Source organism: Streptomyces sp. NPDC020489 (assembly GCF_044386545.1).
Lineage (GTDB): Bacteria > Actinomycetota > Actinomycetes > Streptomycetales > Streptomycetaceae > Streptomyces.
In genome coordinates this window covers 167,078-189,766 of record NZ_JBIRUZ010000008.1, presented here as the reverse complement: position 1 = coordinate 189,766, position 22,689 = coordinate 167,078, and the positions used below count along the sequence as shown (strand labels likewise).

The following is a 22,689-nucleotide window of genomic DNA, read 5'->3' as shown; positions in this document are numbered from 1 at the left end:
GCGGCCCGGGACCCCGGCCCCGGTCCCGTGCCGCCCCGGTCCTCAACCCCCCAGCGCCTCCCGCTCCAGCCAGTCCCGGGCCTCCGCCCGACGCATGGACGACCCCTTCTCGTACGCCGCCCGGTAACCGTCCTCGCCCAGCGCCTCGACCATCCGCGCCCGATGCCCCCGCAGCTCCGGCTCACCGGCGTCGAAGGCGCCGCGCATGACCTCGCTGATGCCGAAGGAGGTGGCGCCGGCGGTGGGGTCGCCCTCCAGGGTGCGCAGGCCGCCCAGGAGTTCGGCGACCCAGGCGAGGCCCGCCCCGGCACCCTGGCCGAACAGGGCACCGGCCGCCTCGGGCAGCAGGGCCCGGGCCTCGGCGGCGCGGCCCTCGGCGAGGCGGTTCTCGACCCGGGTGCTGACGACCAGGTCACGCGCGAGTTCCGCCAGGTCGGGGCGGCGCCGGGAGAGCGCCTCCAGATGGTCCAGGGTCCGGTTCGCCTCCTCCAGGTCCCCGGACATCCGGTGCGCGTTGGCGAGGCCGACGAGGATGTTCGCCTCCAGCCGCAGCTGACCGCGCTCCCTGGCCTGGCGGTGTGCGGCGCGCAGATCGCGGAAGGCGCCGTCGAGGTCCCCGCTGCGCCGGCGTTCCCGGGCGAGCCGGGCCTTGCTGAGGTAGAGGTGGTCCTCGGTGCCCAGCTCGGAGCTGAGGGCGACGGCCCGTTCGAAGGTCGCGATGGCGGGGGCGTGCTCCCCGCGCAGCGAGTGGTCGCGGCCGATCGGCATCAGCGCGAGCACGATCCCCCAGCGGTCGCCGACCGCCTCGAACCCGCGCAGCGCCTCCGCCCGCGAGTGCGCGCCGGTCTCCAGGTCGCCCTGCTCGGTGAGGGCGAAGTCCCGCGCGAGATGGGCGCTGGCCCGCACCCAGGGGTCGGCCGAGCGCAGGAGGTCGTCGGGGGCGGGGGCGTCGTCCGCGAAGGCGACCTGGGACATCCGCAGCAGCAGCCCGGCGGGACGGAACTCACGGTCCACGGCCGAATCCCCACCCGAACCCGCCGGCTCGCCGTCACGGCCACCCCGCTCACGCCCCGGGCCGTCCCGCTCGCCGCCCGGGTCCCCCAGCTCCGCCAGATGGGTCTCCAGCCGGCTCCCCAGCCCCCGAATGCCCCAGTACCAGAACATCGCGGCGCCGAACCGCACCGCCGTCTCCCGGTCCCCGCTCTCCCGGACGAGCCGCAACGCGTGGGTGAGGTTGTCGTGTTCGGCGTCGAAGACGGCGGTGGCGCGCAGCTGCTCGCCGGTGCGCAGGAGCGGCTCGTGCCGCTGGGCCAGGTCCAGGTAGTACGCGGTGAAGCGGTCCGTGAGGTCGTCGCCGGACTCGGCCAGGCGGCGGGCCGCGTACGCGCGGACGGTGTCCAGCATCCGGTAGCGCGACTCGCCCCCGGCGTCGCGCACCTCCTGCACCAGCGACTTCTCGATCAGTGCGCCGAGTACGTAGAGCACGTCGTCGGCGGGCAGCTCCGGGTCCGGGCAGACCTCCTCCAGAGCGGCGAGCGTCGCCCCGCCGGGGAAGGCGGACAGCCGGCGGGCGAGGATCCTCTCCGGCTCGTCGAGCAGGTCCCAGCTCCACTCGACCATCGCCAGCAAGGTGCGCTGGCGCGGCAGGGCGGTCCTGCTGCCGGAGGAGAGCAGCCGGAACCGGTCGTCGAGGCGGCGCGCGATCTGCTCCACACCCATCGAGCGCATTTTTGCCGCGGCCAGCTCCAGGGCGAGCGGCATCCCGTCGAGGCGGCGGCAGATCTCCAGGACGGCGTCGAGGGTGTGCTCGTCGAGGGTGAAGCCCTGCCGGATGCCGGCGGCCCGGTCCACGAACAGCCGGACCGCGGCCGTCTCCAGCGCCTCGGCGGGCTCGGGCGATCCCGTGGGCACCTCCAGCGGGCCGAGGTGGAACAGCGACTCGCCGTCGATGGCCAGGGGCTCACGGCTGGTGGCGAGGACGCGCAGTTCGGGAAGGCGTACGAGGAGCTGTTCGGCGAGTGCGGCGGCCGCCTCGACGAGGTGCTCGCAGTTGTCCAGCACCAGCAGGGCGTCGCCGCTGCCGAGGAGCGCGGCCACCCGCTCCACGGGGGAGGTCTGCTGGGCGCCGCCGCCCTCGTACAGGCGTCCGTCGGTGGAACTGAGGGCGCCGAGCACCGCGTCGGCCAGCCGCTCGGGGTCGCTCACGCCCGCGAGGGGGACGAACCGGACCCGGTCCCGGGCGTGCGCGCCGTCGCGGGTCACGGCCTCCAGGCAGAGCCGGGTCTTGCCGGCGCCGCCCGGGCCGACCAGGGTGACCAGCCGGGCCGAACCCATCAGATCCGCGAGGCGTTCCAGTTCGCCGTCGCGTCCCACGAAGCTCGTCAGCCGGGCCGGCAGCCGGCTCGGGGCGTCGGCCGGCCGGGCGGGCCGCTCCAACTCGCCCCGCAGCAGCGCGAGATGGATGTCACGCACTTCGGCCGAGGGGTCGACGCCGAGTTCGTCGCCCAGTCCGGCGCGCAGGTCCTCGTAGACGGCGAGGGCGTCCGACTGGCGGCCCGCCGCCGCCAGGGCCCGCATCCGCAGCCCCGCGAGACGCTCGCTCAGCGGACGCCGGGCGCCCGCCGCCTCGAGGTCGGCCAGGACGTCGGCGTACCGTCCCACGCGCAGCTCGGCGTCGAAGCGGTCCTCCATGGCCGCCGCCCGGAGTTCGTCGAGGCGCGTGGCCGCGGCGCCGGCGAAGGGGGCGTCCAGGACGTCGGCGAGGGCCGCGCCCCGCCACAGCCCGAGCGCGGTCGCGAGGGTCCGGGCCGCCTCCTCGGCGCGCCCCGCGGCGAGGGCGCGCCGGCCCCGGCCCGCGAGGTCCTCGAAGCGGTGGGCGTCCACGTCCTCCGGGGCGACGGAGAGCCGGTAGCCGCCCGCCACGGCGTCCACGGTGCCGGTGCCGCGCAGTGCCTTGCGCAGCCGGGACACCAGGGCCTGCAAGGCGTTGCCCGCGTCGGCCGGCGGCTGCTCGCCCCACAGTCCGTCCACGAGGGAGTCGACGAAGACGGGGCGACCGCCCTCCAGGGCGAGCCGGGCGAGGAGCATCCGCAGCCGCACACCGCCGACGTCGACGGCCCCGCCCTCGCCGCACACCCGCACCGGCCCCAGCAACTCCACCCTGAACATGACAATCCCCCCCCACTCCGCCGGGCTGCCCCTCAACCCCAACGCGGCCCAAGGATCACCCACTTGCCGCCCCGGGTAAACCCGGACCCCGGACCCGCTGATGCCGCATCCCCTGGGGGATAACCCCCAGACCCCCAGCCGCCCTCCCGGCCCCCGGAGTCCCCTGGCCCCCAGCGCCCCCGTGCCCCCGGAAACGCCTGAAGGGCCCCTCGTTCTCACGAGAGGCCCTTCCAAGGTGCGCCGCCAGGGACTCGAACCCCGGACCCGCTGATGCTGCATTCCCTGGGGGGTAACCCCCAGACCCCCAGCCGCCCTCCCGGCCCCGGGAGCCCTCTGGCCCCCAGCGCCCCCGGAAACGCCCGAAGGGCCCCTCGCTTTCACGAGGGGCCCTTCCAAGGTGCGCCGCCAGGGACTCGAACCCCGGACCCGCTGATTAAGAGTCAGCTGCTCTAACCAACTGAGCTAGCGGCGCCTGCTGGCTCGGAGAACTCTACCCGACCTCCGGGGGTGCTCCGGACGCCTCACCAGGGGTGCAAGGGGGTGCCGTACATCATTCGGACCGTCAACATGCGCGTCCGGACGACAGTTGAGAAACTGACGAATGTGCACAACTGCGGACATTTCCATCTGGAGTGTGAGGGGCATCGCATGGAGACTCCGGTATTCGAGGAACTCGATCCCGCGAGCGACTGCGACTGCCCCGGATGCGTCCACTGGCGGCGCGTCCTGCCGCACTCCCGCACCGGCCGTCACCCCGCCGCCCACCGGGCGGTGATCCTCGCGGCGGCGGCCTCCACGGCTCTCGTCGGCCACACCGCCCCCGCCCTCGCCGCCCCGCACACCCCCGACCACCTCACCCACCCCGCCCGTCCCGGCGTTCCCGCAGGTGACGAGCCCGACACCCCGCAGGGCGGCAAGGCCCCGCTGCACGGTCCCGGTGGCAAGCCGGCCGTGGTCAAGGCGCCGTCCACCACCCGCGCCGAGATCATCAACCGGGCCAAGAAATGGGTCGCCGCGCAGGTGCCGTACAGCATGACGGAGTACTGGTCGGACGGTTACCGCCAGGACTGCTCGGGCTTCGTCTCGATGGCCTGGAGCCTGCCCGGCAACGAATGGACCGGCAGCCTCGACCAGTACGGCGTCAAGATCCCCAAGGACGACCTCCAGCCCGGCGACATCCTGCTGTTCCACAACCCGGCGAACCCGCAGGCCGGCTCGCACGTGGTGATCTTCGGCGGCTGGACGGACTACACACACACCTACTACATCGCCTACGAGGAGACCCGCCCGCGCGCCCGCAAGCAGGCCACTCCGTACGCGTACTGGAGCAACTCGGCCCGCTACACCGCGTACCGCTACAAGGGGCTGATCGCGGGCGCGGCCGGCAGCGACAAGCCGAGCGAGCCCACCGGCACCCCCTATCCCGGAGCCGCCTACTTCGGCCCCGGCGCCAACAACACGTACGTCACCCAGCTGGGCCGCATGCTCGTCGAGCGCGGCGCCCAGCGCTACTACTCCTCGGGCCCCGGGCCGCGCTGGACCGACAGCGACCGCCGGGCCACCCAGGCCTTCCAGCAGGCACAGGGCTGGCGGGGCGCGGACGCGGACGGGCTGCCGGGGCCGCAGACCTGGGCGCTGCTGGTGAGCGGCGAGGGCAACGACATCGGCGCCGGGACGGCCGGCCCGCCCGCCCCCACCGCACCGGGGGCACCCTCCTCGCACGGGGTGCCCGGCTATCCGGGGCGGGCGATGCTGCGGCCCGGGGCCGTCAACACGTACGTCACCCAGCTCGGGAAGCAGCTGGTGAAGAAAGGGTTCGGCAGGTACTACACGACCGGCCCGGGTCCGCGCTGGGGCGAGGCGGACCGCCGGGCCGTGGAGGCCTTCCAGCGGGCGCAGGGCTGGCGAGGCGGCGCCGCGGACGGCTACCCGGGGCCGGAGACCTGGCGGCGGCTGTTCGCCTAGGCCGCCTTCCGGCACCACCCACCCACTGTCATGACGCATCTGGCGCGGAGGCTGGAGCACGCATGAGCACGACGACCACTTCACCCACCCCCGAGTCCCCCGGGTCCGAAGGGCCCGCCGAGACCACGTCCGGCACCCGGCCCGCCCGGCTGATCCAGAACGAGGCGACCACCGAGATCCCCGTCCACCTGCTGTTCCGCGACGACCCGGAGACCGGGTCCGTGCCGTTGAGCCCCGCCGTCGTCGGACGCCGGCAGGGCACCGGCGAGCAGCCCCGCTTCCGGCGCCCGGCGCAGGCCGCGCCGCGGCCCGCGCCCCAGGTCGACCCGGCGCTGGTGGAACGGCCCGCCCGGGTGCTGCCCGGCTCGGCGGGGGTGCTCGCCGGGGCCTGCGGGACGGCCGGCTGTGTGGCCACCTCGTGGTGGGCGGGCCTGCTCCCGCCGCTCGCGGTGGAGGCGCTGCGGCTGCCCGAGTACGCCGGGGCCGGCCTGGGCCCCGCCCAGTGGGTCGCGTACGCCGGTGCCGGCGCCCTGAGTCTGTTCGGCTTCGGCGGGCTGGCGCGCGGGCGGACCGGGCGGGCCTGGGTGCTCGGACTCTTCGGCCGCTACCGGGGCACCGTCCGGCGCACCGGCCTGATGTGGGTCAACCCGCTGCTGCTGCGCCGCCGCGTCGACGTACGGCTGCGGCACTGGCGCAGCGAGCCGATGCCGGCCGCCGACGGCAACGGGGTCGCGCTGCGGGTGGTCGTCCTGGTGGTGTGGCGGGTGCGGGACACCGCGCGGGCCACGCTGGGCTTGGAGGACCACGAGACGTATCTGCGCGAGTGCGTGGAGGCGGCGCTGGTGCGGGTGCCGGTGGAACTGCCGGGTTCGGCGCGGGCGTCGATGGACTCGGCGACGGACGCGCTGACCCGGCTGGTCGCGGCGGACGCGGGGGCGGTGGGGCTGGAGGTGTTCTCGGTGCAGCCGGTGCGCGTCGAGTACGCCCCCGAGGTGGCCGCCGCGATGCACCGCCGCCGGATCGCCGCCCTGGACGCCCAGCAGCGGGCGAGCGTGCTGACCTCGGTCGTGGACTCGGTGGAGGACACGGTGACCCGGCTGACCATGCGCGGCCTGGTGGAACTGGACGACTACGAACGCAAGGCGCTGGTCAAGGACTTGACGGTGGCGTTCTGCGCGGGGCGGGGTGAGGCGGGCCAGTGATTGGTCTGGACATGCTCAAGTAACGGCAATATTCTGGAACTTGGTCTAGACCTGCACGGCTCACTGAACTTCCCCCACGTTCTCCAGGGAGCGGCAGCATGCGCAAAAAGACCAAGTGGTACGCGGCCGTGCTGGGCCTCAGCACGGCCGGAGCCCTCGTGCTCTCCTCCGGCGGCGCCAGCGGACACGGCTACACCGACCTCCCCGTCAGCCGGCAGAAGCTCTGCCAGAACGGCACGGTGACGGGCTGCGGCGACATCCAGTGGGAGCCGCAGAGCGTCGAGGGGCCCAAGGGCTTCCCCGGCTCCGGCCCGGCCGACGGGACGATATGCAGCGGCGGCAACAGCCGGTTCAGCCAGCTCAGCGCGCCGCGCACGCCCTCGGGCGGCGCCTGGCCCGCCACCAGGGTGACGGGCGGTCAGAGCTACACCTTCCGCTGGCAGTTCACCGCCCGGCACGCCACCACGGACTTCAAGTACTACGTCACCAAGGCGGGTTGGAACCAGAACCACAACCTGGCCCGCTCCGACCTCAACCTGACCCCGTTCCTCACGGTCCCGTACAACAGCCAGCAGCCCCCGGCCACCCTCTCCCACAGCGGCACCCTGCCGTCGGGTCTGAGCGGCCGGCACGTGATCCTCGCGGTGTGGACGGTCGCCGACACCGGCAACGCGTTCTACGCCTGCTCGGACGTCACGTTCTGATCGACTCCGGAAGGTTCCTCCGATCGACTCCGGCAGGGGCGATCCGCTTCGACGACAGCGACGGACCTCGCCGCCGTGACACCGGCGGCGAGGTCCTCGCGCTGCGCGCGCGGGCGACGGTGCCCGAACTCTGAGCTTGACTTGAGCAACCCCGGGTCTACCAGTGGGTAAGTTCCCCTCACGATCATCACGTCGACTTCGGGGGAAGCGCCATGGACCTCATCTTCTACGCCGTACCCGGCCTCATCCTGGCCGTGGTCGTCTTCCTGGCCTCCCGCGTACTGCGGCGCTCGATGCAGCTGCGCAGCGCCTGGAACAGCGGGCTGACCGCCGAGGGGCGCTGTCTGCGGACGTTCACGACGATGCACGGCGGCGCCCATGACACGTCCGTGCACACCACGCTGCACCACGTCTACGAGTTCACCGCCCGTGACGGCCGCACGATCCGCTTCGAGGAGGAGGACGGCCCGGCGACCATCGTCCAGGGCGACTTCGTCACCATCCACTACGCCGAGGGCCACGAGATCGTCGCCACGGCCAAGGCGCCGACCCGCGGCAGGCTGGCGGTGTCCACCGGCCTCACCCTGGCGTTCCTCGGGGTGGCCGTCGTGTTCTGCGTCGGCTTCATGGTCACGTACCACCAGATGTCGGACGACGAGTTCGGGAGCGGTCAGGGCGACTCCACCGACGTCGTCGTGGTCGACGGCGTGACGCTGACCCCGTGACCCCCACTGCCGCGGCACTCCACATCTGACCCTCCATCAATTACCGTGCGCCGCCATGGAGTCCAACAGGGGCACGGTCGCCGAACTCGTCGCCGCCCGGTGGGGCGACCACCGGCCGGGGCTGTGGTGCGAGGACCGGGTGCTCACCCATCACCAGGTCGCGTCCGCCGCCGCGGCCCGGGCGGCCCTGCTGAGAGACCTGCTGCCACCGGGCGCCCACATCGGCGTGCTGCTCGACAACACCCCTGAGTACCCGCTCTGGTTGAGCGCCGCCGCCCTCGCCCGCAACGCCGTCGCCGGCGTCAACCCCACCCGCCGAGGCCCCGAACTCGCCCGGGACATCCTGCACACGGAGTGCCGCGTCCTGGTCACCGAACCGGCCCACCTCCCGCTGCTCGCCGGCCTCGAACTCCCCGGCGTACGGGTGCTGGTGACCGGAGGCGAGGAGTACGACGCCCTGCTCGCCCCGTACGCGGGCGCCCGGCCGGACGCCGCCGAGGCCAGCCCGCGCGACCGTCTCCTGCTCTACTTCACCTCGGGCTCCACCGGCGCCCCCAAGGCCGCGATCTGCACCCAGGGCCGCCTGGCCGCCGCGGGCCGCTCGCTGGCCGGGCAGTTCGGGGTGCGCCCCGACGACGTCCACTACGTCTGCATGCCGATGTTCCACGGCAACGCGGTGATCGCCGACTGGGCCCCCGCCCTCGCCGCCGGAGCGGGCGTCGCGCTGCGGCGGCGGTTCTCGGCCGCGGGGTTCCTGGCGGACGTACGCCGGTACGGGGCGACGTACTTCACCTACGTGGGCCGGGCCGTGCAGTACGTCCTCGCCACCGAGGAGCGCGCCGACGACCGGGACAACCCCCTGCGGATGGGCTTCGGCACGGAGGCGGGGGCGGCGGACGCGGCCGCCTTCGAGCGGCGGTTCGGGGTGCGGCTGGTGGAGGGGTACGGGTCCTCGGAGGGCGGGGCGGCCGTGCAGTGGTCGCCGGGGACGCCGGCCGGGGCGGTGGGGCGGGCGGGGCCCGGGCTCGTCGTCCTCGATCCGCGGACGCGCGCGGAGTGCCCGGCGGCCGTGTTCGACGGGGCCGGGCGGCTGCTGAACGGGGACGAGGCGATAGGGGAGCTGGTCAACCAGGGGCCGAACCCCTTCGAGGGGTACTGGCGCAACCCGGCGGCGGAGGCGGAACGGCGCCGCGACGGCTGGTACTGGACGGGGGACCTGTTCTGCCGGGACGCGGACGGCTACCTCTACTTCGCGGGCCGCACCGACGACCGGCTGCGCGTCGACGGCGAGAACCTGGCCGCCGCGATGATCGAGAACATCCTCGCGCGCTACGAGGGCGCGCACGCCGTCGCGGTGTACGCGGTCCCGGACCCCGTGACCGGCGACCAGGTCATGGCGGCCCTCGCCGGCACCTTCGACCCGGAGACCTTCACCGCGTTCCTCACGGCCCAGCCCGACCTCGGCACGAAGATGGCCCCCCGTTTCGTCCGGGTCGTGAAGCGGATGCCGGTCACAGCGACGAACAAGATCCACCGCGCCCTCCTGCGCAGGGAGGCCCTCCACTGCCCAGACCCACTGTGGTGGCGCCCACCGGGCGAACAGACATACCGCATCCTGACGACACAGGACATCGAGACACTGAGCCCCGGAGACCCCACCGCACGCTGAGTCCCCACCCGCCGGCTCGGCACCCCGAGGTCCCGCTCCCAGCCGCCGCCGGGGCACCCGGGATCCCGACCCCGCCCTGCGGCTCTCGGAGCCTCGCGCCCCAGCCACCCTCCCGGCTCCCAGGGCCCCGCGCCCCCAGCCGCCCCGGCCCCCGGAGTCCCCGCGTCCCGCGTCCCCGGAGTCCCCGCGCCCCGGGAAATGCTCGAAGGGCCCCTCGCTCCCACGAGAGGCCCTTCTGAGGTGCGCCGCCAGGGACTCGAACCCCGGACCCGCTGATGCTGCATCTCCTGGGGGATAACCCCCAGACCCCCAGCCGCCCGCTCGGCACCCCGAGGTCCCGCGCCCGCAGCCGCCCGCTCGGCACCCCGAGGTCCCGCGCCCGCAGCCGCCCGCTCGGCACCCCGAGGTCCCGCGCCCAGCCGCCGCCGGGCACCCGGAATCCTGACCCCAGCCGCCCCGCGGCTCCCGGGGTCCCGCGCCCCCAGCCGCCCTCCCGGCTCCCAGGGCCCCGCGCCCCCAGCCGCCCCGGCCCCCGGAGTCCCCGCGTCCCGCGTCCCCGGAGTCCCCGCGCCCCCGGAGTCCCCGCGCCCCGCGAAATGCTCGAAGGGCCCCTCGCTCCCACGAGAGGCCCTTCTGAGGTGCGCCGCCAGGGACTCGAACCCCGGACCCGCTGATTAAGAGTCAGCTGCTCTAACCAACTGAGCTAGCGGCGCATGACTCACGCCCTCCGCTGGATCTGTGTCTCGCGGCTGGCGACAGAGAAAATACTACCCGGTCCCAGGGCGTGCTTCTGACCACGCTCGGGCGGGCCTCAGATGGCCAGGGAGAGCAGGACGGGCGCCGCGTTCCTGTTCAGGGCCTCGGCGGCCTTGCGGAGGCGGTGGGCGTGCTCGACGGGGAGGGAGAGGGCGAGGCAGCCCACCGAGGAGCCGGCCGTGACGGGGACGGCCGCGCACACCGTGCCCACCGCGTACTCCTGGAGGTCGAGGTGGGGGACCGTGGGCGGCTGGGACTCGAGCCGGGACAGCAGGAGCTTGTCGCTGGTGATGGTCCGCGAGGTGAGGCGGGCCATCTTGTGCCGGGAGAGATGGTCGCGCCGGCTGTTGTGGTCGAGCTGCCCCAGCAGGCTCTTGCCGATCGCGGTGGCATGGGCGGAGTAGCGGAAGTCGACCCACTCGTTGACCACGGGGGTCGTGGGCCCGTCGGCGTACTGGGCGATCCTGATCTCGCCGTCGACGTACCGGCTGAGGTACACCGCGGCGCCGACCGAGTCGCGCAGTCGGTCCAGGGTGCGCTGGAGCGTCTCGCGCAGCGCCTGCTCACGGTCGTGCGCGGAGCCGAGGCGGGTCAGCGCGTCCCCCGTGACGTACGCGCCGTCGGTGACCTGCTCGACGTAGCCCTCGCGGCGCAGCATCCTCAGGAGCGTGGTCAGGCGCTCCGGGTCGATGTCGGTCTCGCGGGCGAGTTCGGTGTCGGTTACTCCGGTGGTGTGCCGTGCCACGGCCTCCAGGACGCGTAGGGCGTCCTGGGCCGAGTGGTACGGCGCGGTCGGCTCGTGCTTCAGCGCCACGGTGTTCCCCCTGCGCTCTACTGGGCCGTGATCCGGACAGCGAATCCTTTCCACGATAGCCCGCAAAGGGCTTGAAGTGGGGGCCTGTTGACGAGATTCCATCCCTCTCAGCTGGGACGCTGACCTCCTGGCATATGCCAACGTCATGCCCCAGTCGCTGGACCTCGCCCGCAGGCCCCTCCACCTCCCGCGGTCAGAGCACCGCGCTGAGGAATTCCCGCGTACGGTCCTTCTCCGGCTCGCCGAAGATCTTCTCCGGCGGGCCGGCCTCGATGATCCGCCCCGAGTCGAACATCAGCACCTTGTCCGAGATGTCCCGGGCGAAGTTCATCTCGTGGGTCACGCACAGCATCGTGATGTCGGTGCTGCGGGCGATGTCCCTGAGCACGTCGAGGACGCCCGCGACCAGCTCCGGGTCCAGCGCCGAGGTCACCTCGTCCAGCAGCAGCACCTTCGGCCGCATCGCCAGCGCCCGCGCGATCGCCACCCGCTGCTGCTGGCCGCCGGACAGCTGCGAGGGCCGCGCGTCCCGCTTGTCGGCCAGTCCCACCAGGTCCAGCAGTTCGAGGGCGCGCGCCTCCGCCTCGTCCTTGGACATGCCGAGGACGGTGACCGGGGCCTCGGTGATGTTCCTGAGCGCCGACATGTTCGGGAACAGGTTGAACTGCTGGAACACCATCCCGATCTGCTTGCGGACCTCGCGGACCTGCTTCTCCGGCGCGGGGAAGAGCTGCTGCCCGTCGACGGTGATGACCCCCTCGTCGGGCTTGGTCAGCGTCATCAGCAGCCGCAGGATCGTGGTCTTGCCCGAACCGGACGGCCCGATGAGGGTGACGTGCTTGCCGGCGTCGACGGAGAAGTCCAGATGGTCCAGGACGGTGTTGCTCCCGAACCGCTTGGTGACCTGCTCCAGCCGGATCAGCTCACCGCCGGGTCGCTCGTCGGAGGGGTTCTTGTCGGCGGGGTTCATGCCGGGGGTGTGCTGTGTGTCAGTGGACAAGACGACGCTCCAGGGCTCGCACGAGGAGGGAGGCCAGATAGGCGATGAGGATGAAGGCGACGCCGATCACGGTCAGCGGCTCGGTGAACTGGAAGTGCTCCTGGGAGAACAGCCGCGCCTGCCCGAGCATGTCGAGGACGGTGATCGCCATCAGCAGCGGCGTGTCCTTGAGCATCGCGATGACGTAGTTGCCGAGCGCCGGCACCACCCGGCGGATCGCCTGCGGCAGGATCACCACCCGCCACGTCCTGGCCACCGGCAGGTTCAGCGCCGTCGCGGCCTCCCACTGGCCGACGGGCACCGCCTCGATACCGGCCCGGTAGACCTGCATCGTGTACGTCGAGTAGTGCAGGCCGATCGCGAGGACCCCGGTGGTCAGCGCGGAGAAGGTCAGGCCCCACTCGGGCAGCACGTAGAAGAGGAAGAACAGCTGCACCAGCAGCGGCGTGTTCCGGATGAACTCGGTGACCGCGCCCACCGGCCAGGTCACCCAGCGGGTCGGTGACCGCATCAGCAGCGCCCACACCAGGCCCAGCGCGAACGAGATCACCGAGCCCAGCGCGAGCGCTTGGAGGGTGACCAGCAGACCGTCCCAGAACTGCGGCATGAAGTCGCCGACCGCATTCCAGTCCCACTTCACGAGACAGCACCTCCGACGCCCGTGGTCTCGGCCCGCTTCAGCTCACGCGCGGCGCCGCGCTCCGGAGCCTTGCCGACCCCCGCCTTCAGCCTCTTCTCCAGGCCGCGCATCACCCGGGTCAGGGCGAAGGCGATCACGAAGTAGATGACCAGCAGGTACGTGTAGATCTCCGCGCTCTCCTGCAACGCGAGCCGCACGAGGTTGCCGCTGAACGCCAGGTCACCCATGCCGATGATCGACACCAGCGCGGTGCCCTTGAGCAGCTCGACCAGCAGGTTGGAGAACGAGGGGATCATCTCCGGCACCGCCTGCGGCAGCAGGATCAGCCGCAACCGCTGCCAGGGCGTGAAGCTGAGCGCGATCCCGCCCTCCTGCTGCGCAGGGTCCACCGCGTTCAGCGCGCCGCGCACGATCTCCGAGCCGTACGCGCCGTACGTCAGCCCGAGCGCGAGCGTGCCCGCCCACATCGGCACCAGCTGCCAGCCGAAGGCGAGCGGCAGCACGAAGTACACCCAGAAGATCATGATCAGCGCCGAGGTCCCGCGGAACACCTCGGTGTAGAAACCGGCGAGGAAGCGCACGATCCACAGCCGGTGGGTGCGCGCGACACCGACGACGAACGACACGGCCGTCGCCACCAGCGCGCTGAACACCAGCAGTTGGAGGGTGGTCCAGACGCCCTTGAGTACGAGTTCCCAGAGTCCCGTGGTCATCCGCCGCACAGCTCCTTCGCGGTGAGGTCGGTCATCTCGGCCTCGGTGAAACCGAAGGGCTTGAGGATCCGGAGCAGCTCCCCGCTCTTCTTCAGCTTCCGCAGCTCCGCGTTGAAGGCGTCCCGCAGCCGCGTCTCGGTCGGCCGGAACGCGAACGCGCCGCCGTCGACATGCGGCTTGCCGTCCACGAGGGGCGCGAAGGCCTTGGTGGCCTCGGCCTTGGCGGACTTCTTGACGACCTCGCGGGTGGTCAGCGCCGTACCGGCGAAGACGTCGGCCCGTCCGGCCTCGACGGCGTTCAGTCCGGCGACCTGGTCGGGGACGATCAGGATGTCGCTCTCCGCGTACCCCGCGTCGACGGCGTACTGGATCTCGGCATATCCGGTCCCGGTGGCGAACTTGGCCTTTTTCTCCACGACGTCCCTGTAGGTGTGCAGGCCCTTCGGGTTGCCTTTGCGCACGATGAAGGAATCGAGCATCTGGTAGTCCGGATCGGAGAAGATCACCTGCTCGCAGCGCTCGGGGTTGACGTACATCCCGGCGGCCACGACATCGAACTGCTGTGAGTTCAGCCCCGGGATGAGCGACCCGAACTCGGTGGGCACCGGCTGCACCGTGTCCACCCCGAGCCGCTTGAAGATCACCCTCGCCAGCTCGGGCGCCTCACCGGTCAGCCTGCCGTCCTTGTCGATGTACCCGAACGGGATCTCGCCGGCGATTCCCAGCCGTACGACACCGGCCGCCCGGAGGCGGTCGAGCAGGTCACCGCCGTCCTTCGTCGAGGCCGTGGCCACCCGCGAGCAGCCGGCGGCCCCCAGCGCACCGAGCGCCGCCACCCCCGCGAGCAGCGACCGGCGGGTGGTTCCGGAGGGTTTTGTGTCGTCTCGGGTGGCGTTGCGCATGTCGTTCCGTATCGGTGGAGCCATGGCGGCGCAGCTACCCGACCGGATGTGACTTATGCCGACCGATTCGAGCCCGATTTTGACCGAGGAGGTCGTGACCGGTCCTTTCCCCTTCACGGGCGCGAAGCTCGCCACCGCGTTCCACGTCCCACGGTCCGGACCGTCCGAGTCAGTGCCCTGGTACGTACCCGCGCTTCTTGTCGACCACGTTCGGCAGCGGCTTGCCCGCCGCCCACAGGTCGTACAACTGGAGGAACTGCGTGCCGAGTTCGTCCCGCCAGCCCACCGTGTCGCCGCTCATGTGCGGGGACACGATCAGATCGGGGACCTGCCACAACGGGCTGTCGGGGCCGAGGGGTTCGCGCTCGAACACATCCAGCGCCGCCCCGGCGATCCACCGCTTGCGCAGCGCGTCCGCCAGCGCCGCCTCGACGACCAGCTGCCCCCGCCCGACGTTCACGAACCGCGCCGACGGCTGCATCACCCCGAACCGCCGGGTGTCGAACATCCCTCGGGTCTCCTCGGTCAGCGGCGCCGCCGCGATCACCCAGTCCGCCCGGCCGATCAGCCGGTCCAGGTCCCCGGGACCGTGGACACCGGTGCGCGGGGTACGGCCGACGATGGCCGTGGTGACCCCAAGTGCCTTGAGCGTACGGGCGATCGCCCTGCCGATCGGTCCCGAGCCGACGACCACCGCCCGCGTCCCGGCCACCCGCCCCGACTCCCGGTGCCGCCACACCCGCTCCCGCTGGAGGTCCAGCGTCCGCGGCAGATCCTTCGCCATCGCCAGGACGAGCGCGGCGACGTACTCCGCGACCGGCTGGTCGAAGACCCCGCGCGCGTTGGTCACCACCGTGTCGGACACGGCGAGTTCGGGGCACATCAGATGGTCCACGCCCGCACTCGCCGTGTGCACCCAGCGCGGCCGCGGCCCCTCGCCCGGCCAGGCCGCGCGCACCGCCGTCGAGGTGAAGTCCCACACCAGCAGGACATCGGCGTACGGCAGCCGCTCGGCCAGCGTCGAGGCGTCCGCGTGCTCGACACGGGCGCGGCCGGTGAGGCTGCCGAGGCGGGGGAGGGGATGGGCGTCCAGCACGAGAAGGGTGGGGGCGGTCATCGCAAACCGTTCCTCGGGCGTCCGACATGCGCGGATCGACCACGCTCGCACCCGAACCCACCGGCGTCAACACGGGCGGGTGCACGGTCCGTTGCCGCACCGTCTCTCAGCGTGAGGTCGGGTGTGCTGCGAGGGCGTCTCCCGTTTCCGGCGGACCGCGCCCCCTCGGTGATCTCAGCCAACCAGGTGACGAGGTGGGCGGCGTTGCGCCGATTGGGTACCCGAGCGGTGGGGCCGTACCGGGCGCTGATCGATCCGGCGGCCAGGACCGGCCCCGTGCGCCCCGTACCGCCGGACGAAGAGCAGCAGGAAGGCTGGACATGACCGCACTCGGATTTCTCTACCCGGGCCACTCCGCCGAGGACGACTATCCGCGCATCGAGCAGCTCCTGGGCAGCGACATCCGCCTGGACGTGGTCCACACCGACGTCGGCGAGGAAGCCCACCGCCCCGACGCCCTGCGCCGCATGGGCTCCGAGGCACGCCTCGCGGCCGGCGTCGAGGAGCTGCGCCTGGCGGGCGCCGAGTCGGTGGTGTGGGCCTGCACGAGCGGCAGTTTCGTCTACGGCTGGGAGGGCGCCCACGAGCAGGTCCGCACCCTCGCCCGCACCGCGGGCATGCCGGCCTCCTCGACCTCCTTCGCCTTCGTGCACGCCGCCCAGGAGGTCGGGGCGCGGCGGGTGGCGATCGCGGCGACCTACCCGGACGACGTGGCGGAGCTCTTCGCGGACTTCCTACGGGCGGGCGGCCTGGAGGTGACGGGCCTGAAGGGCGCCGGCGTCATCACCGCCGCCGAGGTCGGCGCGTGGGGCGAGGAGGAGGTCTTCACCCTGGCGCGGCAGGCGGACGCGGCGGAGGCCGACGCCCTGCTGCTCCCGGACACGGCCCTGCGCACGGCCGCGCACGTCGCCGCCCTGGAGAAGGAGCTCGGCAAGCCGGTCCTCACGGCCAACCTGGTCACGGTCTGGGAAGGCCTGCGCCTGGCGGATCGCCGGGTGAACGCGCCGAACCTGGGCGCGCTGTTCACCAGGGAACCGATCGTGCAGGTGTAGCCGGTTCGCTCGGGAACGCCGGACGGGCCGGACCTCTGCGGCCCGTCCGGCGTTCCCGGGCGAAGCCCCTTCAGCGCCGGAGCAATAAAGGCCAGGCCCCTTCAGGGCCGGAGGAATAAAACGGAGCCACCCTCCTGTTATCGGCCGAGGAACAGCGCACGGCACCCACCACAGGAGGCACCCCAGTGACGGCAGACGAGATTCGGGGAACGACCCACGGCACCGCCCCCACCCCCCTCTCCGTACTCGACCTCGTCACGGTCGGCGCCGGCCGCACCGCCACCGACGCCCTGCGCACCAGCGTCGCCCTCGCCAAGCTGACGGAGTCCCGCGGCTTCCACCGCTACTGGGTCGCCGAGCACCACTCCATGCCCGGTGTCGCCTCCTCGTCCCCCGCAGTGATCCTCGCCCACCTCGCCGCCCACACCGACCGCATCCGGCTCGGCTCGGGCGGCGTCATGCTGCCCAACCACGCCCCGCTGGTCATCGCGGAGCAGTTCGGCACCCTGGAGGCGATGGCCCCGGGCCGCGTCGACCTCGGCCTCGGCCGCGCCCCCGGCACCGACGGCGCCACCGCCGCCGCCCTGCGCCGCACGGACCGCCTCAACGAGGGCGCCGACGACTTCCCCGAGCAGCTCGCCGAGCTGACCCGCTTCCTGGACGACGACTTCCCCGACGGCCACCCCTACCGCCGTATCCACGCGGTCCCCGGCCCCGTCCAGTCGACGTCCCCCGGCGGCGTCCAGTCCCCGCACCGCCCGCCGATCTGGCTGCTCGGCTCCTCCGGCTTCAGCGCCCGCCTGGCCGCCACCCTCGGTCTGCCCTTCGCCTTCGCCCACCACTTCTCGGCGCAGAACACCGTCCCGGCCCTCGACCTCTACCGCGAGTCCTTCCGCCCGAGCGCGGTCCTGAAGGAGCCGTACGCCCTCATCGGCGTCTCCGCCCTCGCCACGGACGACGAGAAGGAGGCCCGCCGCCAGGTGCTGGCCGCGAGTCTGAACATGGTCCGCCTGCGCACCGGCCGCCCGGGCCTCGTCCCGACCCCGGAAGAGGCGGAGGCCTACGACTTCAGCCCCATGGAACGCGAGTTCATCACGTCCTGGAACGCCAACGTCGTCCACGGCACCGCCGACGAGGTCCGCTCCGGCCTCGACGACCTGCACAAGCGCACCGGCGCCGACGAGCTCATGATCACGTCCCACGCCCACAGCGGGGAGCTGCGCCTGCGGTCGTACGAACTGATCGCGGACGCCTACGGCTTGCCGACCGCCTGACCGGTCAGCAACTCGGAGATACGATCCGGCGCCACCGGCCGCGAGTACAGCCACCCCTGGCCGGTGTCGCAGCCGATGCGGCGCAGCCGGGAGGCCTGCGCCGAGGTCTCCACGCACTCCGCGGTGACGGTCAGCCCGAGCCGGTGGGCCAGCTGGATCATCGCCTCGACGACGACCTCGTCGGCGGGGTTGGGCGACGCGTCCGTCCCCTCGTACTGGAAGCCGCGCACGAAGGAGCCGTCCAGCTTGAGGACCGCGACCGGCAGGCGGCTGAGGTAGGCGAGGTTGGAGTAGCCGGTGCCGAAGTCGTCGATGGCGATGTGGACACCCATGTCGCTCAGCGCCTGGAGCACCTGGAGCGGCCGGCCCGCCGAGCCCATCACCGCCGACTCCGTCAGCTCCAGCTGGAGCAGCCCGGGGGCCAGGCCCGTCTCCGCGAGGATGTCGGCGACGTCGGCGACCAGGTCGGAGTCCCAGACCTGGCGGACCGCGACGTTGACGCTGACGAAGATCGGCGGTTCGTCGGGGTGGTCCAGCTGCCACTGCCGTGCCTGACGGCATGCGGTGGCCAGCACCCAGCGGCCGAGCTGGACGATCGAGCCGTCCTCCTCGGCCAGTCCGATGAACCGATTCGGCGTCAGCATGCCGAACTGCGGATGGTTCCAGCGCACCAGCGCCTCGACACCGCGCAGCCGGCCGTCCTCCATCCCGACCAGTGGCTGGTACTCGAGTACGAACTCACCGCGCTCGATGGCCGGGCGGAGCGTGGAGGCGAGGGCCTGGCGGGTCATCTGGTGGGCGTTGCGCTCCGGGTCGAAGAGCGTCCAGCGGGACTTGCCGTCGGCCTTGGCCCAGTACAGGGTCGTGTCGGCGGCCTGCACCAGGGCGGTGGGGGTGGTGCCGGCCGCGTGCCGCTCCACGACGCCGATCGAGGCGGAGACCGACAGCCGCCGGCCGGAGATGTCGAAGGGCGCCTGGACCGCCTTCAGGACGGCCTCGGCGAGGTCCGCCAGCTGGTCGGTGCCGGTCGAGTCCTCGACCAGCAGGGCGAATTCGTCGCCGCCGAGCCTGGCCACCAGCGGCACGCTGCCCCGGGTGAGGCCGGCCTCGTCGGCGCAGCGCGTCAGCCGTTCCGCCACCGCCGCGAGCAGCCGGTCGCCGACGCGGTGGCCGAGGGTGTCGTTGATCGCCTTGAAGCCGTCGAGGTCGAGATAGCACAGCCCGATCCTTCCGGTGCCGCCCTGTGCGTACGACTCCACCTCCAGCGCGGCCGACAGCCGCTCGAAGAACAGGGTCCGGTTGGGCAGCCGGGTCACCGGGTCGTGCATCTGCAAGTGCCGCAGCCGGGCCTGGAGTTCACGCTGGGAGCTGATGTCGACGAGCGACAGCAGCACACCGGGCTCGCCCGTGCCCAGCGGCGCGACCGTGATCTGCACCCACACCGACCGGCCGTCGGGGTGCTTGAGCCGGCGCGTGCAGCGCAGTCTGGCCTGCCGGCCGCGCAGCACCTCCTGGTAGGCGTGCCAGGTCCGGGTGTCCGAAGCCAGGTCGACCAGCTCGGCGGCGGACTTCCCGGTCAGCACCTCGGGCGCGCAGCCGAGGAGTTCGCCCAGCGTTCCGTTGGCACCGGCGACCAGACCGTCGCGGTCCACGACGGCCATGGCCAGCGGCGCGGCCGTGAACGCCGACCGGTACGTCGGGGTTTCCGTACGAGGAGACGTACTGAAGTCACTGTCCGTGACGACCGCCCGGTCGAGATCTGCCGCGGGCGCCGGCCCTTCGGAGGTTCCGCTCACCGTTCGCTCCCGCAGTGCACTCGATCTCTGTCCGTGCAGGAAAGTGTGCCGATCATAGAGGCTGGCCCCCACCCCTTCCAGCCATCGTCCAGTGTCCCGGAACGACCGGCCCTTCTGACAGATCGTTTCTGCCCGTACCTGGACGGCTTGTTGAGGGCGCTCGACCAGGTGTGACGTTCCGTGAGCGATTCGGGGTGTCGCTTCTGACGCTTCTTCGCCGTACTCACTCGTCTGGTGCAGACAAACAGGACGCAGTACGACAATTACGCACAAGCTGGGTGCGGTGTCCCGCGAACCGCACCCGGAGGTCCCTGTGCCGCGCCCTTTCCAGCGCCCCCGACTGCGCAGCACCGCGGCCGTGTTCACCACCCTGTCGGCATTGGCCGCCACCTCTCTCATCACCGGTCCCTCGGCCGCCGAACCCTTCTCGGCCGAACCGTGTGCCCTGCCCCGCACCCAGGCGCACCACTCGGAGGGTCTGGACACCTGGAACCACGCCTATCCGCGCCCGACCCGCGACCTGGACGCGGTGATGGTGTTCCTGTCCTTCCCGGACGCGACCCCGCGCACCACCCCGGACGAACTGGCCGCCGACCACTTCCCGGCCACCAGCCGCTTCTTCGAGCAGGCCTCCTACGGCAGGTTCACCCTGCGCCCGCACCCGCTCCGGCACTGGATCGGGATGCCGCGGTCGTCCACGGCCTACGCCATACAGCGCGACTGGAACGCGTACCACCGGGCCGCCTACCTGCGCGACGCGCTGGCCGCGGCGGACGCCGAGGTGGACTTCTCCCGCTACGACGTCGTCTACTTCGTGGCCGACCCGGACGCGCCCGGCGTGGACTCCGACGCCACGAAGGTCGTCAACCTGGACACCCCGCTGCGCGCGGACGGCACGGACATCCGCCGGGTCGTCACGGTCTTCGAGAACCACCCGCCGGACCGGCTCGTGCTGGCCCACGAGACCGGGCACGTCTTCGACCTGCCGGACCTCTACCACCGCCCGATGGACGGCAAGGGCGACTGGGACACCTACGTCGGCGACTGGGACCTGATGGGCAGCCAGTTCGGCCTGGCACCGGATCTGTTCGCCTGGCACAAGTGGAAGCTGGGGTGGCTGGAACCGCGCCAGGTGGCGTGCGTACCGGGCTCGACCCGGCTGACGCTGGAGCCGCTCGGGGCGGGCGCCCCGGCCGGGGGCGCCGCCTTCGGCCTGGGCGGGGGCACCAAGCTCGCGGTCGTCCGCACCGGGCCCGACAGCGCGCTCGCCTTCGAGGCGCGCGGCGCGGTCGGCAACGACACGGCGACCTGCCGTGAGGGCGTCCTCGTCTACCGCGTCCACGCCGGCTCCGCCTCGGGCGGCGGCCCGGTCCAGGTGATCGACGCCCACCCCCGCACCGAGGCCTGCTGGGAGGACTCGGTCTACCCCCCGCTCGCGGACGCCCCCGTCACCCTCGGCGAGAGCTTCACGGTGCCGGGGACGACCGTACGGGTGGAAGCGGAGGGTCGGACGGCCTCGGGGCAGTGGACGGTGCGGATCACGTCGACCGGGTGAGTTCTGGTCCGGGGCCACTGCGTGCCGATGTCGTGCGCCGCCAGGGACTCGAACCCCGGACCCGCTGATGCTGCATTCCCCGGGGGCAACCCCCGGACCCCCGGCCGCCTCTGCCGTGCCGGAGAGGTCTCGCCCGCTCACGACGAAGGCCCCCCGCGTTTGCGAGAGGCCTTCGTTGTCTGTGCGCCGCCAGGGACTCGAACCCCGGACCCGCTGATTAAGAGTCAGCTGCTCTAACCAACTGAGCTAGCGGCGCCTGCTGACGTCGTAGACCTTAGCATCCTGATCGGCTGGGGGAAAAATCGATATCCGCACGGCCGCGCGGGCCGCCCGTACGGCCGCCCACAGCAGGATCTCGGGGCCCGGCAGCCAGGGGTGACGGGTGTCCGGGGCGACCAGCCAGCGGTTGTCGAACGGGGTCGAGGAGGTGCCCGTGGGCCTCGGCGCGGGGACGGTCACCGCGTCGCCGGTGCCGTGGCACAGCAGCGGCGGAACCGCCCCGGTGCGGCCGAACTCCTCCCACCGCAGCAGCGAGGGCAACCGGTGCGCGGTGCCCGGCGCGGCGAACAGCAGCATCCGGCCCCGGAACACCGCGACCGGTCCCGAACCCGGCCCCTCGTCCCACAGCTGGTCCAGCATCCGGCGCCCGAAGACCGCGGGGACGCTGACCACGTCGAAGACGCTGCCGCAGGGCAGGACGACCGGGGCGTCCGGGCGCTCCCGCCAGAAGGCCAGCGTGCTCCGCGGATACGTTCCTGCCGAGGCGAGCCAGTCGGCCCCGTCCGCGGTGACCCCGCTGACGTCCGAACGGTCGGGGAAGAGCTCCTTGCCTGTGTCGCTCATGCCTCCAGGTGTACCGGGCGTGAGCGCTCCGTCTCAGAGGGTTGCCGGAAACCGGGACAGAAGAGGGGGGTGGGGGGTATCTTGCCCAGCTGGCATATGCCAGAGCTTTACGCAGGGTCGATGGTGCCCCTGCCCTCGGCGCCCCGCATCAGGTCCCGGCCGAACTCCACCATCTTCTTGGCATAGTCCTCGGTCCACTCGGCCCGCTCCGCGATGTCCGCGGTCGTCAGCCGGTCGAACCGCCGCGGGTCCGCCAACTGGGCCGCCGCGATCGCCTGGAACTCCACGGCACGGTCCGTCGCCGCCCGGAAGGCATGCGTCAGCTCCGTCGCCCGGGCCAGCAGCGCCCTGGGGTCGTCGATGGACTCCAGGTCGAAGAAGTGCTCCGGATCGGCGGCCACCTCCGCGGGCTCGAACAGCAGGGGCGCGGGGCGTAGCCGCGGTTCATTACGACGCGGCGTGGGCTCCGCCATGTCTCGTCCTCCTCGTACGCTACCGACGACCCTTCTGCGGACCGGGCCGTCGTCCATTGTCCCGCGCCCCCGCAAGTAGGCGTCAGAGCCTGGCTCAAGAGCGCCCCTCCACCCACATCGCCTCCGGCGGATCGTCGTCGGAGGCGATGCCGGGGCGGGGTGGTCAGGGGCGCCACGTCACCCGGTGCTCGCCGAGTCGGGCCAGGACCGCGTGGTTCGCCTCCCAGCCGTCCGGGGCTGCGACCATCGGCCGCCCTCCGGCGGCGTGCCGGACTCCGTCCGGCGGGTGGGGCGGTCGCGGTGGTCGCCTGTCCGGCAGGT

Annotated in this window: 18 protein-coding genes, 3 tRNA genes and 1 pseudogene; 9 read left to right on the top strand and 13 right to left on the bottom strand. The window is 72.5% G+C overall.

The window, feature by feature from the left end:
* Positions 1 to 42 precede the first annotated feature (42 nt).
* Positions 43 to 3,168: a BTAD domain-containing putative transcriptional regulator gene (locus ACH41F_RS23150; protein WP_398837281.1), complete on the bottom strand. Its 3,126-nt coding sequence runs from the start codon at positions 3,166 to 3,168 to the stop codon at positions 43 to 45.
* 398 nt (positions 3,169 to 3,566) lie between these two features.
* A tRNA-Lys gene (locus tag ACH41F_RS23145) sits at positions 3,567 to 3,640 on the bottom strand.
* Positions 3,641 to 3,816: 176 nt separating this feature from the next.
* Between ACH41F_RS23145 and ACH41F_RS23140 the strand changes: the two genes are divergently transcribed.
* The 5 genes from ACH41F_RS23140 (at position 3,817) to ACH41F_RS23120 (ending at position 9,433) form a co-directional block, all read left to right on the top strand.
* Entirely contained in the window at positions 3,817 to 5,133 is a 1,317-nt protein-coding gene (locus ACH41F_RS23140) for a peptidoglycan-binding protein (RefSeq protein ID WP_391235980.1), read from the top strand.
* A 62-nt stretch (positions 5,134 to 5,195) separates the two neighbouring features.
* The gene (locus ACH41F_RS23135; protein WP_391235977.1) at positions 5,196 to 6,335 is read left to right on the top strand and encodes an SPFH domain-containing protein; all 1,140 of its coding nucleotides are present in this window, start codon (positions 5,196 to 5,198) and stop codon (positions 6,333 to 6,335) included.
* 98 nt (positions 6,336 to 6,433) lie between these two features.
* Positions 6,434 to 7,039 carry a lytic polysaccharide monooxygenase gene (locus ACH41F_RS23130; RefSeq protein ID WP_398837279.1) on the top strand — a complete coding sequence of 202 codons (606 nt, stop codon included), beginning with the start codon at positions 6,434 to 6,436 and terminating at the stop codon, positions 7,037 to 7,039.
* 212 nt (positions 7,040 to 7,251) lie between these two features.
* A complete protein-coding gene (locus ACH41F_RS23125) occupies positions 7,252 to 7,764 on the top strand; it encodes a hypothetical protein (protein ID WP_391235971.1) in 513 nt (170 codons plus the stop codon).
* A gap of 55 nt (positions 7,765 to 7,819) precedes the next feature.
* On the top strand, positions 7,820 to 9,433 hold the full coding sequence (locus ACH41F_RS23120; RefSeq protein WP_398837276.1) for an AMP-binding protein: 1,614 nt from the start codon (positions 7,820 to 7,822) through the stop codon (positions 9,431 to 9,433).
* A gap of 639 nt (positions 9,434 to 10,072) precedes the next feature.
* Here ACH41F_RS23120 and ACH41F_RS23115 read toward each other — a convergent pair.
* The 7 genes from ACH41F_RS23115 to ACH41F_RS23085 form a co-directional block, all read right to left on the bottom strand.
* A tRNA-Lys gene (locus tag ACH41F_RS23115) sits at positions 10,073 to 10,146 on the bottom strand.
* A gap of 98 nt (positions 10,147 to 10,244) precedes the next feature.
* On the bottom strand, positions 10,245 to 11,003 hold the full coding sequence (locus tag ACH41F_RS23110; protein ID WP_398837274.1) for an IclR family transcriptional regulator: 759 nt from the start codon (positions 11,001 to 11,003) through the stop codon (positions 10,245 to 10,247).
* 193 nt (positions 11,004 to 11,196) lie between these two features.
* Positions 11,197 to 12,003 carry an ectoine/hydroxyectoine ABC transporter ATP-binding protein EhuA gene (gene ehuA / locus ACH41F_RS23105; protein WP_391235961.1) on the bottom strand — a complete coding sequence of 269 codons (807 nt, stop codon included), beginning with the start codon at positions 12,001 to 12,003 and terminating at the stop codon, positions 11,197 to 11,199.
* Entirely contained in the window at positions 11,993 to 12,643 is a 651-nt protein-coding gene (ehuD, locus tag ACH41F_RS23100) for an ectoine/hydroxyectoine ABC transporter permease subunit EhuD (RefSeq protein ID WP_391235958.1), read from the bottom strand. Before ehuD ends, ehuA begins: the two co-directional genes overlap by 11 nt.
* Positions 12,640 to 13,356 carry an ectoine/hydroxyectoine ABC transporter permease subunit EhuC gene (ehuC, locus tag ACH41F_RS23095; protein ID WP_391235955.1) on the bottom strand — a complete coding sequence of 239 codons (717 nt, stop codon included), beginning with the start codon at positions 13,354 to 13,356 and terminating at the stop codon, positions 12,640 to 12,642. The genes ehuD and ehuC overlap by 4 nt, the downstream gene beginning before the upstream one ends.
* On the bottom strand, positions 13,353 to 14,282 hold the full coding sequence (ehuB, locus tag ACH41F_RS23090; protein WP_398837271.1) for an ectoine/hydroxyectoine ABC transporter substrate-binding protein EhuB: 930 nt from the start codon (positions 14,280 to 14,282) through the stop codon (positions 13,353 to 13,355). The genes ehuC and ehuB overlap by 4 nt, the downstream gene beginning before the upstream one ends.
* A 145-nt stretch (positions 14,283 to 14,427) precedes the next feature.
* Entirely contained in the window at positions 14,428 to 15,375 is a 948-nt protein-coding gene (locus ACH41F_RS23085) for an NAD(P)-dependent oxidoreductase (protein ID WP_391235950.1), read from the bottom strand.
* Positions 15,376 to 15,543: 168 nt separating this feature from the next.
* Here ACH41F_RS23085 and ACH41F_RS23080 point away from each other — a divergent pair.
* From ACH41F_RS23080 to ACH41F_RS23070, 3 genes and pseudogenes are all read left to right on the top strand, one after another.
* A pseudogene (locus tag ACH41F_RS23080) lies at positions 15,544 to 15,699 on the top strand (decarboxylase); the annotation flags it as partial.
* Positions 15,696 to 16,427, top strand: coding sequence for a decarboxylase (locus ACH41F_RS23075; RefSeq protein WP_398837268.1), 732 nt, complete (start codon positions 15,696 to 15,698; stop codon positions 16,425 to 16,427). The pseudogene ACH41F_RS23080 and the gene ACH41F_RS23075, both read left to right, overlap by 4 nt.
* Positions 16,428 to 16,612: 185 nt before the next feature.
* Positions 16,613 to 17,701 (top strand): MsnO8 family LLM class oxidoreductase, encoded by a 1,089-nt coding sequence (locus ACH41F_RS23070; RefSeq protein ID WP_391235944.1) that lies wholly within the window; start codon positions 16,613 to 16,615, stop codon positions 17,699 to 17,701.
* Here the strand turns inward: ACH41F_RS23070 and ACH41F_RS23065 are convergent.
* Positions 17,680 to 19,497, bottom strand: a complete 1,818-nt coding sequence (locus tag ACH41F_RS23065; protein ID WP_398837266.1) for a putative bifunctional diguanylate cyclase/phosphodiesterase — start codon at positions 19,495 to 19,497, stop codon at positions 17,680 to 17,682. The two genes, ACH41F_RS23070 and ACH41F_RS23065, sit on opposite strands and share 22 nt — an antisense overlap.
* 283 nt (positions 19,498 to 19,780) lie before the next feature.
* On the opposite strand from ACH41F_RS23065, the gene ACH41F_RS23060 reads away from it, so the two are divergent.
* A complete protein-coding gene (locus ACH41F_RS23060; protein WP_391235938.1) occupies positions 19,781 to 21,052 on the top strand; it encodes a M6 family metalloprotease domain-containing protein in 1,272 nt (423 codons plus the stop codon).
* 182 nt (positions 21,053 to 21,234) lie between these two features.
* On the opposite strand, the gene ACH41F_RS23055 is transcribed toward ACH41F_RS23060, so the two are convergent.
* From ACH41F_RS23055 to ACH41F_RS23045, 3 genes are all read right to left on the bottom strand, one after another.
* Positions 21,235 to 21,308, bottom strand: a tRNA-Lys gene (locus tag ACH41F_RS23055).
* Entirely contained in the window at positions 21,299 to 21,895 is a 597-nt protein-coding gene (locus ACH41F_RS23050; RefSeq protein ID WP_391235935.1) for a bifunctional DNA primase/polymerase, read from the bottom strand. Before ACH41F_RS23050 ends, ACH41F_RS23055 begins: the two co-directional genes overlap by 10 nt.
* 107 nt (positions 21,896 to 22,002) lie before the next feature.
* Positions 22,003 to 22,368, bottom strand: a complete 366-nt coding sequence (locus ACH41F_RS23045) for a hypothetical protein (protein ID WP_391235932.1) — start codon at positions 22,366 to 22,368, stop codon at positions 22,003 to 22,005.
* Positions 22,369 to 22,689 lie beyond the last annotated feature (321 nt).

Coding starts and splice junctions, on each gene's coding strand:
- ehuB (WP_398837271.1), bottom strand. CDS start 14,282: ATGGCTCCACCGATACGGAACGACATGCGCAACGCCACCCGAGACGAC.
- ACH41F_RS23130 (WP_398837279.1), top strand. CDS start 6,434: ATGCGCAAAAAGACCAAGTGGTACGCGGCCGTGCTGGGCCTCAGCACG.
- ACH41F_RS23140 (WP_391235980.1), top strand. CDS start 3,817: ATGGAGACTCCGGTATTCGAGGAACTCGATCCCGCGAGCGACTGCGAC.
- ACH41F_RS23085 (WP_391235950.1), bottom strand. CDS start 15,375: ATGACCGCCCCCACCCTTCTCGTGCTGGACGCCCATCCCCTCCCCCGC.
- ACH41F_RS23135 (WP_391235977.1), top strand. CDS start 5,196: ATGAGCACGACGACCACTTCACCCACCCCCGAGTCCCCCGGGTCCGAA.
- ehuC (WP_391235955.1), bottom strand. CDS start 13,356: ATGACCACGGGACTCTGGGAACTCGTACTCAAGGGCGTCTGGACCACC.
- ACH41F_RS23125 (WP_391235971.1), top strand. CDS start 7,252: ATGGACCTCATCTTCTACGCCGTACCCGGCCTCATCCTGGCCGTGGTC.
- ACH41F_RS23045 (WP_391235932.1), bottom strand. CDS start 22,368: ATGGCGGAGCCCACGCCGCGTCGTAATGAACCGCGGCTACGCCCCGCG.
- ACH41F_RS23075 (WP_398837268.1), top strand. CDS start 15,696: ATGACCGCACTCGGATTTCTCTACCCGGGCCACTCCGCCGAGGACGAC.
- ACH41F_RS23050 (WP_391235935.1), bottom strand. CDS start 21,895: ATGAGCGACACAGGCAAGGAGCTCTTCCCCGACCGTTCGGACGTCAGC.
- ACH41F_RS23150 (WP_398837281.1), bottom strand. CDS start 3,168: ATGTTCAGGGTGGAGTTGCTGGGGCCGGTGCGGGTGTGCGGCGAGGGC.
- ACH41F_RS23120 (WP_398837276.1), top strand. CDS start 7,820: ATGGAGTCCAACAGGGGCACGGTCGCCGAACTCGTCGCCGCCCGGTGG.